The 15,001-nt window shown below is 38.1% G+C and carries 10 protein-coding genes; 4 read left to right on the plus strand and 6 right to left on the minus strand.

All coding sequences use genetic code 11. The features are described 5' to 3' along the window. Positions 1 to 71 precede the first annotated feature (71 nt). Both ACZOVS_RS06130 and ACZOVS_RS06135 read left to right on the plus strand, forming a co-directional pair. Positions 72 to 812: an Ig-like domain-containing protein gene (locus ACZOVS_RS06130; protein WP_483996350.1), complete on the plus strand. Its 741-nt coding sequence runs from the start codon at positions 72 to 74 to the stop codon at positions 810 to 812. Between the two features lie 31 nt (positions 813 to 843). Continuing rightward, positions 844 to 1,452, plus strand: a complete 609-nt coding sequence (locus ACZOVS_RS06135) for an Ig-like domain-containing protein (protein ID WP_483996351.1) — start codon at positions 844 to 846, stop codon at positions 1,450 to 1,452. Between the two features lie 75 nt (positions 1,453 to 1,527). Here ACZOVS_RS06135 and murD read toward each other — a convergent pair whose 3' ends face one another. Then, positions 1,528 to 2,802 carry a UDP-N-acetylmuramoyl-L-alanine--D-glutamate ligase gene (murD, locus tag ACZOVS_RS06140; RefSeq protein ID WP_483996352.1) on the minus strand — a complete coding sequence of 425 codons (1,275 nt, stop codon included), beginning with the start codon at positions 2,800 to 2,802 and terminating at the stop codon, positions 1,528 to 1,530. Beyond that, positions 2,777 to 4,147 (minus strand): MurL-like N-terminal domain-containing, encoded by a 1,371-nt coding sequence (locus tag ACZOVS_RS06145; protein WP_483996353.1) that lies wholly within the window; start codon positions 4,145 to 4,147, stop codon positions 2,777 to 2,779. Before ACZOVS_RS06145 ends, murD begins: the two co-directional genes overlap by 26 nt. 155 nt (positions 4,148 to 4,302) lie before the next feature. On the opposite strand from ACZOVS_RS06145, the gene ACZOVS_RS06150 reads away from it, so the two are divergent. Next, positions 4,303 to 4,893, plus strand: coding sequence for a YqgE/AlgH family protein (locus tag ACZOVS_RS06150; RefSeq protein ID WP_483996354.1), 591 nt, complete (start codon positions 4,303 to 4,305; stop codon positions 4,891 to 4,893). Here the strand turns inward: ACZOVS_RS06150 and ACZOVS_RS06155 are convergent, their stop codons facing one another. The 4 genes from ACZOVS_RS06155 to ACZOVS_RS06170 all read right to left on the minus strand — a co-directional run bounded on the left by ACZOVS_RS06155 (position 4,894) and on the right by ACZOVS_RS06170 (position 13,366). Further along, positions 4,894 to 7,782 (minus strand): serine hydrolase domain-containing protein, encoded by a 2,889-nt coding sequence (locus tag ACZOVS_RS06155; protein WP_483996355.1) that lies wholly within the window; start codon positions 7,780 to 7,782, stop codon positions 4,894 to 4,896. It abuts the gene before it with no gap. A gap of 6 nt (positions 7,783 to 7,788) precedes the next feature. Continuing rightward, a complete protein-coding gene (locus tag ACZOVS_RS06160) occupies positions 7,789 to 9,138 on the minus strand; it encodes a TlpA family protein disulfide reductase (protein WP_483996356.1) in 1,350 nt (449 codons plus the stop codon). Positions 9,139 to 9,263: 125 nt separating this feature from the next. Next, positions 9,264 to 12,098: a 3-keto-alpha-glucoside-1,2-lyase-like domain-containing protein gene (locus ACZOVS_RS06165; protein ID WP_483996357.1), complete on the minus strand. Its 2,835-nt coding sequence runs from the start codon at positions 12,096 to 12,098 to the stop codon at positions 9,264 to 9,266. Next, positions 12,086 to 13,366, minus strand: a complete 1,281-nt coding sequence (locus ACZOVS_RS06170) for a Gfo/Idh/MocA family oxidoreductase (RefSeq protein ID WP_483996374.1) — start codon at positions 13,364 to 13,366, stop codon at positions 12,086 to 12,088. The genes ACZOVS_RS06165 and ACZOVS_RS06170 overlap by 13 nt, the downstream gene beginning before the upstream one ends. Positions 13,367 to 13,610: 244 nt before the next feature. Here ACZOVS_RS06170 and ACZOVS_RS06175 point away from each other — a divergent pair, with 244 nt between their 5' ends. After that, positions 13,611 to 14,939, plus strand: coding sequence for an MATE family efflux transporter (locus ACZOVS_RS06175; RefSeq protein WP_483996358.1), 1,329 nt, complete (start codon positions 13,611 to 13,613; stop codon positions 14,937 to 14,939). The last annotated feature ends 62 nt before the right edge of the window (positions 14,940 to 15,001 follow it).

Below are 15,001 nucleotides of genomic sequence, written 5' to 3' on the forward strand. Positions count from 1 at the left end.
AGTGCAAATTTATGTTTTTTATTTTTTATATCAAATTTTTTTATATCTTTGCATAAATAAAATTTAACAAGATGAGAAAAATTTATTTATTATTACTTGTTGTAGCAACATTATTATATAGTTGTAAAAAAGAGCCAATCAATACAAAAATGACATGTATCACTCCATCGGAGTTGAATCTTGTATTGAAAGAAAGATATATTATCAAAGCCCAATCAGAACAACCAATCACCTATACATCCGCCGATGAACTCGTTGCAACAGTTGACAGCAACGGTATCATAACATGTATCAATGTGGGCAAAACAACGATAACTGTAAGCAACGGATATGAATCTATCTACATAAACGTTAACGTTTCCTTGTTTGAAGAGCCTTTACTTACTTTCGGATGTTCGACAACAGATGTTGAAATTCATCACGGATTGCCGAGAGTCAATATTGGCGATTCCATATATATTTACGGTGGTGAACTTCCGGGTTACACATACAGTGTTTGGCAAATGGATTATTTCTTCCATAATGACAAATATTATCTTTCCGACCTGTACATTAAAAATTATATGGATTATATGCTTGACAAATTCCTTTTGGAAAAGTATTATCCTTATGACACTCTTACAATTGTTGACACCATAAGCACACAAGATACCGTATATATCGACGAAGTGACGTATTACCTTCTTCTTGATGCAGCAGAGGTTGAAAATGCAAGTTTTATTATAGGTAAACACTATAACACAAATAGTTATGAAGATATTCGCATTTTCTATCAAACATTGGAATCGGACAACAAATTTGTTAAAAAATAAAATTTTCATTATACTGTCACTAATAATACTGTTGTCAACAAGTTGTAAAAATACTGATGACAACAGTATTTCTTTATCATACGACCACATAACCTTGAAAATAGGAGAATCTCATTCTATCTATGCCTATTCTATTCATCAAATAGAATATCACAGTACGAACGACAGCATAGCAACAGTTGACGACTATGGGACAATAACGGCTCTGTTTGAAGGCTCATGCGACATCATACTTGACAACAAACATGAAACACAAACATTGACTGTCAACATCCCTCCTCTCGACTTCAAAGAACCTTATATTAACCGAAATGGATCTTCAGAAGACATTGAAGTTTTCATGGGTAGCGAAACACATCATATTGAACATACGGAAAATATTGATTTTCTTTATTTTATTAAATATCACGATGCTGCACAGATAGTATATTGGATTGACAACAGCAACAATACATTGATTAAGACAGAATGTTTTTTCGAGAATGTTATTTTTGAAAGAAGTTGTTTTCAGTGGTTATCCGACAATTACGAATACAAAGACGGATATTTCACCACCAACGACGGCAATACAGCAATATCATTAATATGCGACAATGGAATTGTAGTCATGACATTTGCTGCAAATGACATCACATTTTGATTAGCAATTCATCCTAAGAGTCGTTCATGAGATGTAAACCTGAAATTAAAATTTCTACTTCCGAAATAGCAAAATTTAAAACTTGGTGGCAAGGTTTTTAAACAAATTTCCTCTTTCCTGAAAATTAACATATCTGTCATAACTCGCTGCTGCAGGAGACAGAAGACATACGTCGCCGGGTGAGGCATAAGATTTTATGATATTGAACGCCTCTTCCATAGTGTCATAATGCAACATTATACCTTTATATGAAGCATTAACAAGTTCTTCAAAAATCCTTTTGCCTGCCTTTCCGGTATAAAGCACATATTTCACCGGATTAGCGACGAGATAGTTCACGAGAAAAGAATAATCCACATCTCTGTCCAAGCCGCCCAACAATAAGAATGTGACATCGGGAATTGTCTCAAGGGCGGCTACAGCCGTCTGCGGTATTGTAGATATGCTATCGTTGTAAAATGACACTCCATGAAACGTTCCGACAAATTCCTGTCTGTGCTGAAGCGGTCGAAAAGTATAAATGTATGGCAACATTTTATCCACATCCTCTCCCATTGCCTTACATGCACAAAGCGCTGCTTTGGCATCTTTTATATTATGCTCTCCCCTAAACGGCAGCAAATCTTTATTCAGGCTGATATCCAATGAGTTATAATCAACAACATTAATACTCTTATTTTCAATAAATGAAGCGATACTGTCATTTGTAACTGCAATATCACCTTCTTTCATATATCTGAAGATGTTATATTTAGCCTCTTTATATGCTTGAAAAGTCCCGAAATAATCCAAATGCTCTTCAAACAGATTAATAAAAACGCCCACATGGGGGCTGCGATGAATACGCTGCAATTGATGAGCAGATAACTCAAACGCCACTATGGAATTTTTGTCAAGCAAAGGAACAATATCAAAAACAGGCAGTCCAATGTTGCCTGCAAGAAAGACATTTCTACCTGCACTCTTCAACAGATGATACACCAAAGAGGCAGTCGTGCTCTTTCCTTTGGTACCAGTGACACCTATAGTAATATCCGCATAACTCCTTAAAAACAAATCAGTTTGCGATGCTACTTCCACATCATTGAGATTTTCGGCATTCATCTTAATGCCGGGGGACTTTATAACGAGGTCATTATATTGTAACAAAGCATCTTTCAAATAATCATCGCCTGAAAAGACGGGATATTTATCTTTGTAATTCTCTAATGGCAAAGGATTTCTGTCTGCTATGGCGACATCAGTATCCGGAATGTATTTTTCGATGAATTGCAATGTCGAACGTCCTTCTATTCCGAAGCCGAGAATCAAAATTCTTCTGTTCTTAAGAAAACTTATTATTGAGTTCATAGATTTTCTTTCTAATTATTTCATCAAACCTGTACGGCAGATTGTTATTCTCATTATAACTGCATAACAGTTCTTCCGTTGACGGTACTTTGAATCTGTCAAGCCCTTCCAACAAGGTATCTGTAACATCTTCCAAATCATCCAACGCATAGTTAAGACAAGCCCTCACCTCATCTACAGTTCCCACACATTCGAAAGGCTTAATGTCAGTCAAGCCTGCAAGTTGCAACAACACAGGTTTTAACGATTTGTCTTTCCACATATTCTTACCGAAAATATCTGTAAGATTTTTCAAAGATATAAAAGGAGACAAGATGATCCATGTAAATAAACATTTAGGACAACTGCCGCACCACACATCGGTTTTACTGCCGGCATTGCAACTTTTAAAATGGTTAAAATACGGGACACATAAAGCAAATTGCTGTGCTATCTGCAGTTCACTCAAAGGGCGTAAAAAGCTGAAATATTGAATATCAGCACTAATATAACGTTTTACATAATCTCTGAAATCATTTTCAAAAGCTATAGACTTACTATACTGATGATTTATCTCGCTGTCGGGCACAGTAGGTTCATTGGCACTCGACTCATTGGATAAAGCAATATAGCGAGATTTTGTGCCAAACCCGAGCAACAAAGTAAAAAATGCCAACAGAGCCGAGAACGGGGTATGACCATTAAGATAGCCTTCAGCATTCATTTTCAGCATCGTTGCATCAAGAGTCCTTTTGACAACAGCAGTATCCTCTAAATCGACACCGAATACTGAGACACATTCCGTGGTAGCTGCACGAGGATTTATTATCATTGGAATGACTTGTGTTTTGTCTTTCAACAACTCCAAAGTGACTACAGAATCTTTACCGCCACCCACGGGCACCAAAGTTCTGTCTTCAAGGTCAACTTCAACAGCAGGACAATCATTATCAGAAGTACTCACTATCTGCATAAAAGAATCCATATCGGTTTTTATGCCATTCAAATAAAAGAATTCACCCAAGCCGTTGTAATACAATTTCCGCCACCATTTTGTCTGATAATCGTCAAGATGCATGACATCGACATAAACCATTTTGGGACAAGCCAACTTCCAATAACTCACCAATTCGACCATCCCAATATTAGCTATCAACGTATTCAATTGATTATCAGATATATCATTCCAATAATAAAAATCTCTTGACGGTATTTCAAACGAAGGTCGAAAGAAAATCTCATCGTTCAAAGAAAACAAAAATTTAACACACAGAACACCACTTTTATCCAAAATATATTCGTATTTTTGGAAACGGAAAAACGAGAATTTTTCTCTGAGAAAATTAAATTTGTCGCAATTTTCCATAAATATCTTGTAAAGATGATTATTTTGAATAAATCGTACAAAATTAGCAAATAATGTACAACATTAACACAAAACCAATTATTTTTATTATTTATGGTTCTTTACATTGATATGGATTAAGAAGAAATTGTATAACATAACTAACTATTAACACTATGAATAAAGAAGAACTATTTTACATTCAAAGTAACACTACAAAAATAGAAGCAGGCAAGGTCTTGATGTCGGAACCGTTTTTAAATAGTTATTATTTCGAACGTTCAACAGTGTTGATTATAGATCATAATGAAAATGAAGGCACTTTAGGCATCATATTGAATAAGAAACTACCATTGGGTATCAATGATATAATTAAGGACTTTCCAAAATTCGACGGGGATGTCTATCTTGGAGGACCTGTCTCCAGCGACAGTATCTTCTATTTGCATACGCTTGGCGAACATATACCGGAATCCACCGAGATATGCGACGGCATTTTTTGGGGAGGCAATTTCAATGCTGTCAAGGCATTAATCAAAAACGGACTGATACAACATCACGAAATACGGTTTTATGTTGGCTATTGCGGTTGGGACTGCAGTCAGTTGCATGACGAGTTGGAAAACAACTCATGGCTTGTTGGCAGAATAAGCAGCAAAATGATACTTCACACCCACCCATCCAACATGTGGAAAAGTTTTGTCAAGTCCATGGGCAAGAAGTATCAACTTTGGGATAAATTCCCAATAAACCCCAATGACAACTAATCATTTGACAGCGTCATAGAAGCAATCGTGTATCATAGTCCTGATATTGTTTCTCGACAACTTGTTATTGTCGGCATCAGGACAGACTCTGTTGGACAAGAACACCACGACGAGATTATTCTGCGGGTCTGCCCAGACAAAGGTACCGGTAAAACCCGTATGTCCGAAACTCTCCATCGAGGATTGTTTTGAAGGAGTATAATATGGTATATCGGGATTGACTTCCGGTTTGTCGAAACCAATACCGCGACGATTCATATTGTCAACAAAAGGCGCTGAAGTGAAATATCTCACCGTCTCTTCTGAGAAAAACTGTGTCCTGTTGGCATAACCGTTTTCAAGCAACAATTGCATCATGACGGCAAGATCCCTTGCATTGGAGAACAATCCGGCATGACCCGACACTCCGCCAAACAACGCAGCGACAGGGTCATGGACATCACCACATAACAGTTGTTTGCGAAATGTCTTGTCGTCCTCAGTAGGAACGATATTATCTTTTTCGGTGTGTTTCAAAGGTTTAAAAAATGTATTCTTCAAACAAAGAGGTTTATAAAAATTTTCTTCCAAATAATCTTCGAAAGACTGATTTGTCAACATCTCTACTATCATTGGAATATAATAGAATCCTATATCGCTGTATTCATATTTCTTCTCCTTCATCGGAGCTTCCTTGATAATATCGAATATCTCTCGAGCATAATCTTTTGACACATATAGATTTTCCGCCACACGAACATTATGCTCTTCATCAATGGAAAACCGGTATATGCTATTCTCACCGCCCATATCATCAAGTGTAGTTTTATAAAAAGGTATCCAAGACGGCAATCCCGACTGATGAGTAAGAATCTCAACAAGTCCAATATCACCTTTGTCGGTAAACCTCAGATAAGGAAAGAAGTCGCCAAGTTTAGCATCGAGATCTATTTTACCTTCATCATACAATTTCATCACAGCAAAAGTCGATGCAAAAATCTTTGTAAGAGAAGCCAAGTCGTAAATACTTTCTCTATTCACATCATTATTACAGTCATAGGTATAATACCCGAAAGTTTTGTCATAAATTATCTTTCCGTCTTTAAGAGCTATAATCTGACAGCCGGGAGTCATTTTACGGTTTATGGCTTCCATTGCCAAAGAATCGACTTTCCGAGTATATTCGTTGTCAATCATAGCTACAGGCAAAGATTCCGGAGTAAGCCAACCTTGATATTGAATACCATAGCCGAATTTATATTTTTTGTTAATAGTGACAGGCAATTTACCGACAGGATTTATCTTGCCGAGTATGACATCAGACACTGCTTTCACGGCATAATCGTTATCCTCATAAGCGACAATAACAGCAGCAGGTCTCTGTCCGAGGTCGAACAAATCAAGAGCATAAGGACATGCGAACAAATTCACGACTACACTTTTGTTTTTCTTACACAATTTCTTGACAAACTCTCGTGTGGAAAGAGAAATACCATAATTGGAAGAAGCATAAATTGAAGTCTTCTGAACATTCATTATTACATAATCATAATCTTTCAGTTCTTTTAACAACCTGTCTGATGCCTCGAGCGACATATCTTTATTTATATTGTAAGCCTTGACAGTCCAATTCTGCGATGAAAGAAGTTTTGCCATCATATTATCGTCACCCACAGTAACAACAGCAATTTTCATTGACTGAGAAGGCACGAGTGGCAATGTCTTGTCATTACGCAACATAGTGACAGCCTCATTGTAAAGTCTTTGTTTAAGGTTAAGATAACGAGGTTTATTCAAATCATTAGCGAGGTTCACCGTTGACTGAGGAGTATAATTATTCAGACCGAGTCTATATTTATATTTGAGCACTTTCCTGCAACTCTCATCTATTCTATCTCTCACGGCAGGATCATGTTCTGCTGCATCTCTGATAATCTTGATAGAGTTATCGATATCGGCAGGGATAAGGAGTATGTCATTACCGGCCATAAGAGCCTCGAAAGCGACACTGTCGGCAGTAGAATTGGAATATGCGCCTTTCATGTCGAGACCGTCAGTCACTATAATGCCGTCGAAGCCCATTTCTTTTTTAAGCAAGTCCGTGACTATATTTTTTGACAAAGAAGATGAAGTATTATGTACCGGTTCCAAAGCCGGAAGATAAAGATGCCCCACCATCACACCCTGAACACCTGCATCAATAAGATTTTCAAAAGGTTTAAGTTCAATTTTACGAACATCTTTCAAACTTCTGTCCACTTTTGGCAATTCATCATGGGAGTCGGTATGAGTATTGCCATGACCGGGAAAATGTTTCATTGTAGGCAAGATGCCATTATTTTGAAGAGCGAGAGCATATTTCAATCCTTTTTCAGATACTATCTCCGGATTTTCGCCGAAGCTGCGCATCCCTATCACCGGATTTCTCGGTTCGTTATTGACGTCAACATCAGGAGCGAAGTTAACAGATATCCCGAGTCTGTGACACTGCTCTGCTATCTGTTCGCCCATTTCTCTTATAAGCTCATCATTTTGCAGAGCACCCAAAGTCATCTGATAAGGATATGAGATGGCATCATTCAAACGCATTCCAAGTCCCCACTCGGCATCAATAGCAACCATTAGAGGTGTCTTAGCGACAGACTGCCATTCATTAGACTGCTGCAACAACAAGGCGGCATCAGTGCGAAAGAAAGTGACGCCTCCAATATTATAATCTCTGACATATCTGTCAATTTCCTTATTGAAAGGTTGATTAGGCTGATTGGCCCTTACGTTGACAATCTGCCCAATACGTTCCACCAAATCAAGGGATTGAAAGACAGAGTCCACCCATTTATCTTCATCAGTCTGAGCAAAGGTGCAGAACGATACTGCAAAAAGCAAAAATAATGCTAAAACGAATCTCATAATAATTTATCTAATACTGTTAACAAAATCATTTATCTCTTCAAAACCAAAAGGTTTCGCCACTATCTTTTTATCTTTGTCAATAATAAAAATCGAAGGCGTGGCTGTCACTGCATAAGCATTGACGACCGGACTATTCCAACTCAACCCGTCATGATAAAAATAACCCTTCAAACCATTTTTTCTAATCAACTTCTTTATATCTTTTCTCTCACCATTGACGCATACGGAAAGAAAAGTAAAATCAGTATTTTCTTTTAAAAAATACTTCATTTCTTTCATTATCTCCCTGCAGTGAGCACATGAATATGACCAAAACAGTAAAATGACATAATCATTATCAATATCATACAAATCAAACTCAACATTATTGATATCAACACCTGTTATTTCGGGAGCCTTAATACCAATTTTCACTCTGCTATATTTCTCAGCCAAATCATAAATCTCTTCCAACTCTACATCGTCAGCATCAAGCTGTTCTACATAAGGCATACGCATCAAATAATCTAAATATGCATTAAAACCGAGTTCATGGAATCCTATCATAAGATATTCAAAAACAAACCTGTACATGGGATAAGAGACAGAAGCCAAATTCATCACATTGTCAATTCCGAGTATGACAGAAAACTCCTGTTCCGAAGGTGTTTGTCCCTGGAACTGCAATATTGACAGATAATCTATCACTTTTGTTGTCAAGACATTAGTAGGAATCAATGTAGTATCAGTGAAGTCCACCATTTCAAAAAAAGCTGTTTTCATATCCTCACGTTGTTTTGTAAAACTGTCATCAGTATTTATAAAAGGAGGTCTGTCAACAGAAATAAGTTTAGAAGCATAATTACCATGACTTATCAATGAGTCGGTAAAGTTTTTAAAATCAGTTTGATTTTTTTCAAATTCATATTTTGCTTCTTTATAAAAAGATGTATTGCTGTCATAATTGCGCAGCACATGCTTCAGTAACTGTTGTTTCTCGTCATACGAAGCCCTTTCATTTTTATATTTATGCCAATCGTTATTCAGCCGAGAACGTATAAATTCTACTGAAACGACATTATTTTCATTTTTCAGCACGAAAGCCACCGGTTCGTCATCACAAAGAAAGTCGAAATACAGACCTAATTCTGTCTCTATCTGATACATTCCCTTATGACCGACATTGTCGAACTCCACACGGCCATCCTCTGACATCATCACAGAGTCAACAGTTTCCATATACAGTCCTGTATAAGCATTCAAATAAACCATTTGCGGAGGCACATTATAAAAAGTGCCGGATACCGTTTGTGCACACAAAGACACATTCAAAAAATACAATATACAAATCAACAACACTTTAATTCTGCTCATAAGTTCTCTGATTTCATGCAAAGATAGTGATAATTATCGACATACCATAATGCAAAATAAATTATTTATGAAAGAAAAAACGCGACACTCAACCGGAGCGCCGCGTTCATAATAAACACTATATCTTAAAGTTCTTTTATTCTGATATTTCTTAACAGCAAACCTTCTCCATGACCGCAGAAACTGATATGACCTTTTTTATTAAACAGGCCGGGGTGGTTATTACCATCGACGGTATTAGGATTACCTTTCATGCCTTCAGGTCCCATGTTGCGTCCGTTACAAGCCTTACGGATATTACCATCCAGAATGACCACTCCATTGACAGTGACCTTGATATTATCGCCATCAGCAACTATCTCTTCCGTTATCCAGGTGCCGAGTTCCGGAAACACATAACGTTTTGCCGGTATAACACCATAGACAGAACCATGAACCTGATAATCATGCAAGCCTTTATAAATAGGAGCGTCATGGTCAAGTATCTGGATCTCCATACCTTCGTATGCAGCATCTACATTCATTGGAGTTCTAATACCCACGCCGTTATTGACACCGGGACGTGTGAAACAAAACTCAAAACGCAAAACAAAATTATCGTATTCCTTAACTGTATAAAGGTTACCATCATTACCATAGTTAGCCGACACATAAATATTACCATCTCTCACAACATAATTGGTCTTGTCACCTATCCATTGGTCGAGATTAGTACCGTCGAAGAGTATCACGAAACCTTCTTTTTGTTCACTCTCTGAGAGTTGATAAGCAGGCACTTTGGCAATCTTCTTGATATGTTCATCGATTTGTGTTTTCTTATAAGCTGCGTCTTCATCATTAAAAACATTCTTAATTCTTTCAAGCAGTTGTATTATTTCACTTCCGTTATACTGAGGATTTCTGCATGCTATTGCGAGAACAGCATTGGCAGCACTCTTAACAGTATTTACATCGTTAACATAATCTGCCACCATCATCAGTCCGGCATAGCTGTCAGTCTCGGATATGGCATTCATAACCTTATTCTTTATGTAATAACTTGGATTAAGAGCGAGGAGATTGCGATAGCATGACATTCTTTCCACATCAGAAATATCAGCATTCCTCACCAAAGTCACATAACGATCGTAAATAGTATCGGACATGGAACGATTACGTTTTGCAATATCCAATAACATCGGAGCGATAGAATAATTGTCAACAGTGAGAAGTGCCTCAAGAGCCTTATCAGGATTAATACCTTTATTATAGCTATCTACAAGATTTGTTAATGCCTTATCATTGTCCAAAGAAGCCCATACCTTGAAAAAACGAGGTTTTTTATCATCACCAAGTTTTTTTATCGATGACATGAAATCATCTACACGTATTCCATCAAGAAAAGACAATGCTTTTATCAAAGCATTCTGCACATCAGGGACATAACGTTCATCTACACTGATAAGCATATCTTTAAGAGTATTTATATTAGTAGGAGATGTGACGCCTGCCAAAGCTTTGTATGCAGCATCCTTAATCTCAGCATTATCAGATTCGAGCATAGCATTGACTTTTCCATAAACGCCGGGGCATGAACGGTCAGACAACACATCAAGAGCAAAAAGTTGTTGTTGTACACCGCAATTTAAAGCACTGTCCAACACAAAATAAACATTAAATTTATACGAGCACAACACTGATTTCAAAAGGTCATCATGATTCTTTCCTATAACAGAAACGAGAGAAACGAGTTCCTCAGGTTCCTCAGAAGCACCGACAGCAAGTATTGCAGCCTCTGCCACATCGGGTTTCTTGGACTTAAGTTGTTTATTGATAAATTCCTTCTGTGTTGAATCATGCAGAGAAGCGAGCCAGTTAAGGACATCTACTTTAACGACAGTCTTCTTTGCCTTGTCAACCACAGCAGTGCGCACTGCAGGTGTGGCGTATGGTTTAAGAAGACGTAAAGCGGTATTACGAACCTGTGGGTCCTTATTTTTTACCATCTTAACAAGAGGCTCGACTGCATCCTCGCCATGCATGGCAGCCATAATCTCCATAGCAGATGTTTTGACATTAACCTTTTTAACCTTAAACAGTTTTTTCAACTCATTATCGATTAAAACAGTATCATTAACAGTACTATTTTTAATATCTTTCATAACCTCCCCCATACTGTTGGATGCTATATTATACAACAGTCTGAGATAATAAGCGGTAGCATTGGTCGATTCAAGAGAGTAGTCAGTCTCTGCCGCTGCCTGAGCAAGGACGGGTACTGATGTCGCTGTTCCCACTTCAGAAAGGGCGTAATAAACATTACTTTTGAGATTGTCGTCGGCACCTTCAAGCCATGAAATAAGAATACTCTCTGTTTTAGGTATTCTTTTGTATCCGGCAGCATAAGCAAGAAGTTTCCTGTTTATTTTGTCTTCACGCATGGCAGAACGTATCATGGCTTCTGTCCCGGATACAGATATCACAGCTCGCATCACAGCATCTTCAAGAGCCTCATTTTCCGCATATTTCATTATCAATGACATCTCCTTGGCGTTGGCGAATTTTCCAATCATGTTGACAAGAATCATCCTAATCTCATCATCATCTGAAGATTCAAACAACTGTATCAAAGTACTGAACAAATCGTCTCTAAACGTCATTCCTTCAGGAGAAGTAACAAAATCAGACATGCCATAGAGTGCATATTCAATTTTATCGTTAGCGCCATTATTAGACGGTGACCATAAAGCTATCAATTCTCTGACATTCTCCATAGTATTAGACAAGAGTTCCGACATGAGAGTATTATATTCATTGATATCCTGAGCCGGCAACTGGTCGAGTACGTCAGCAACGAGTGTTACAGCAGTACGGTTTCTCTCATCTACTGTCTGTGCTACAGAGTTATACGACAGTGACAACAGCATAATGACGATGGTCACGACGCCTATCATTTTCATTATCTTTCTCATATTTTCCATGGCATTCTCATTTGTTGGTTCAACAGTTGGTTGGCGGCATCATCATTAACAAAACGAAGTGATACCGGGTCGAAATACAAAGTTCTGTTAAGACGGAGAGCACATACACCCATATTGACGATGGTAGAAGATCTAAAGCCATTTTCCTCGTTGAGGGCGAATTTCTTCCTCGTCCTGACGCAGTCCAAGAAGTCTGTATTCTGCGGTTGTGGGTCAGGAAAGTCGTTAAGACGTTGCATGACATTGGGAATAGTACATTCGAAGCCTTTGAACAGTTTACCCTTAGGACCTTCTATATACGGTGCCTTAGGGTCTCCGTTATCTTCACCTTCAAGAATGATACGACAACCGTCGTTATATGTATAAGTTATTGTACGCCAAGTACCTACAGCATCATAATGTTGTTGAGGAGCATCCACCTCTACTTTCACCGGAGAAGTATCATCTTTACCGAGAATATATTGCACCGGGTCTAAATAATGTTGTCCCATGTCGGCGAGACCGCCACCGTCATAATCCCAGTAGCCTCTGAAGGTCTGATGAGTACGATGTTCATTATAAGGTTTATACGGAGCGGGACCGAGCCAGAAGTCATAGTCGAGATTGGAAGGCACCGGTTGCGGTTGGAGGTTCACTTTGCCAACCCAGAAGAACTTCCAGTTGAAGCCGGTATGAGCCGATACTGTCACTGTCAAAGGCCAACCCAACAAGCCGCTATCCACCAGCTTTTTAAGAGGCTCCACTGTAGTACCGAGACCGTAAAAGGTATCTTTGAAACGGAACCATGTATTTAGACGAAAGATGCGTCCATTTTGACGGACAGCCTCCATAACCTTAATGCCCTCTCCTATTGTCCTGGTCATAGGTTTTTCGCACCAAATATCCTTACCCGCCATAGCAGCTTCTACAGCCATGATGCCATGCCAGTGCGGAGGTGTCGCTATATGCACTATGTCAACATTAGGGTCTGTTATCAGATCGCGATAGTTGCTATAAGCCGCAACATTCTCGCCAAGTTTTTCTTTTGCCTGGTTTACAGCAGCCTGAAGATGTTTGGAATCCACGTCACAGACAGCTGTCAAACGACAGGCTTCATTACTATAAAAATGTGATGACGAACGTCCAATGCCGCCTACACCTATTATTCCTTTGGTAAGCTGGTCACTCGGTGCTATGTGTCTTTCTCCACCTAACACCTTGCTCGGCACTATGCTGAATAATGCCAATCCACCAACCGCAGCAAGAAACTCTTTCCTATCCATAATCAAATTGTTAATTATCAATTTATTACTACAAAATACCAACTTCATTGCAAATATGAAGTCAGACTACAAAGATAACATTTTTTCTCTAATAACGGAAATATTTTACATTTTTATATCATCTCTTTGAAAAACAAAACGAGAAAGTTCAATAAAAGGACAAAAACAACATAATAAAAACGAACAAAATTTCTTATATTTGCATTTATGTTTCATCAAACTTAAAACATTAAGTATCAATAAATATATTATGAAAAGCAGTGTAAGCAACCGGGAAATATGGAGGATAGCAGTACCTATCATGTTAGGTAATCTTGCACAAACAATAATAACATTCACCGATACAGCCTTTTTAGGACATCTCGGCGTTGTGGAGTTGGGTGCTTCCATGATTGCAGGATTATATTATTTTGTTTTCACCACCATGGCAATGGGTTTTGCCGTAGGAATACAAATCATCACTGCCCGCCGTTATGGAGAACAAAACTTCCACAGAATAGGCATCATATTTCAACATGGTGCAATATTCATCTTTTGCTTAGGAGTCATTTTATTCACTGTGCTTAGTGTATTCTCCGGTCATATATTGCAGTTCATCATAGATTCCGACAACATATATGCTGCTTCAATGGAGTACATCAAATATCGACAGTACGGAATCATAATAGTGTGTTTCAATTATTTATACCGTTCTTTATACATTGGCATCTCCGACACCAAAGTCATCACCTATTCAACTGTGATAATGGCGGTAGTCAACATTATACTGGATTATTGCCTTATTTTCGGCAATTGGAGATTCCCGGATATGGGAGTCGGCGGCGCTGCCTTGGCATCATTCATGGCTGAAGTGTCGGCATTCATCTTCTTCAACATCTATTCATATCTTTATTTCAGAAAATCAGACTACGGAATGTTCAAGATTCACAGGATGGAAAAAGATCTGATGAAAAGAATACTCAAAGTGGCGACGCCTACCATGATACAGAAGCTGTTGTCGTTCAGTTCTTGGTTTATCTTCTTCATTTTCATTGAAAAGATGGGTGAAACGGCAATAGGCATATCATCAATAGTTCGCAGTGTTTATATGATAATGTTTATTCCTGTGATAGGTTTTGCATCTACCTCAAACACTCTTACAAGCCGTATTATCGGAGAAGGAAAATCGGACGAAGTTCTGTCAACGACAACAAAAGTATTGTACAACTGTCTGTTGTGTTGTGTCTTTCTTGTTGGATTTGCAGCCTTATTCCCGACACAAATAATGAGCATATACACCGAAGACTCAGAACTCGCCCGTATTGCCATACCTTCTATTTATGTCGTCTGCGTATCAACATTTCTGCAAGCTTTCGGTTGCAATTATTTTGAAACCATCTCCGGGACAGGCAACACGAGATCTGCATTATTTGTAGAATTGGGTATTCTCGCCATTTATGTCATATACACTTGGATAATGACCAAAATAACGACTGATATTCAATGGGTATGGACTGCCGAATTTGTATATGGCATACTTATTGGCTTTGCTTCTTTGATATATATCAAATTTGCAAAATGGCAAAAGAAAACAGTATGATTCCTTTTTGACACTACATTTCGACATACAGAAATGGCATTTGTCTCTATAGCAATGTCTGT

It is taken from the genome of Candidatus Limimorpha avicola, from assembly GCF_056978975.1.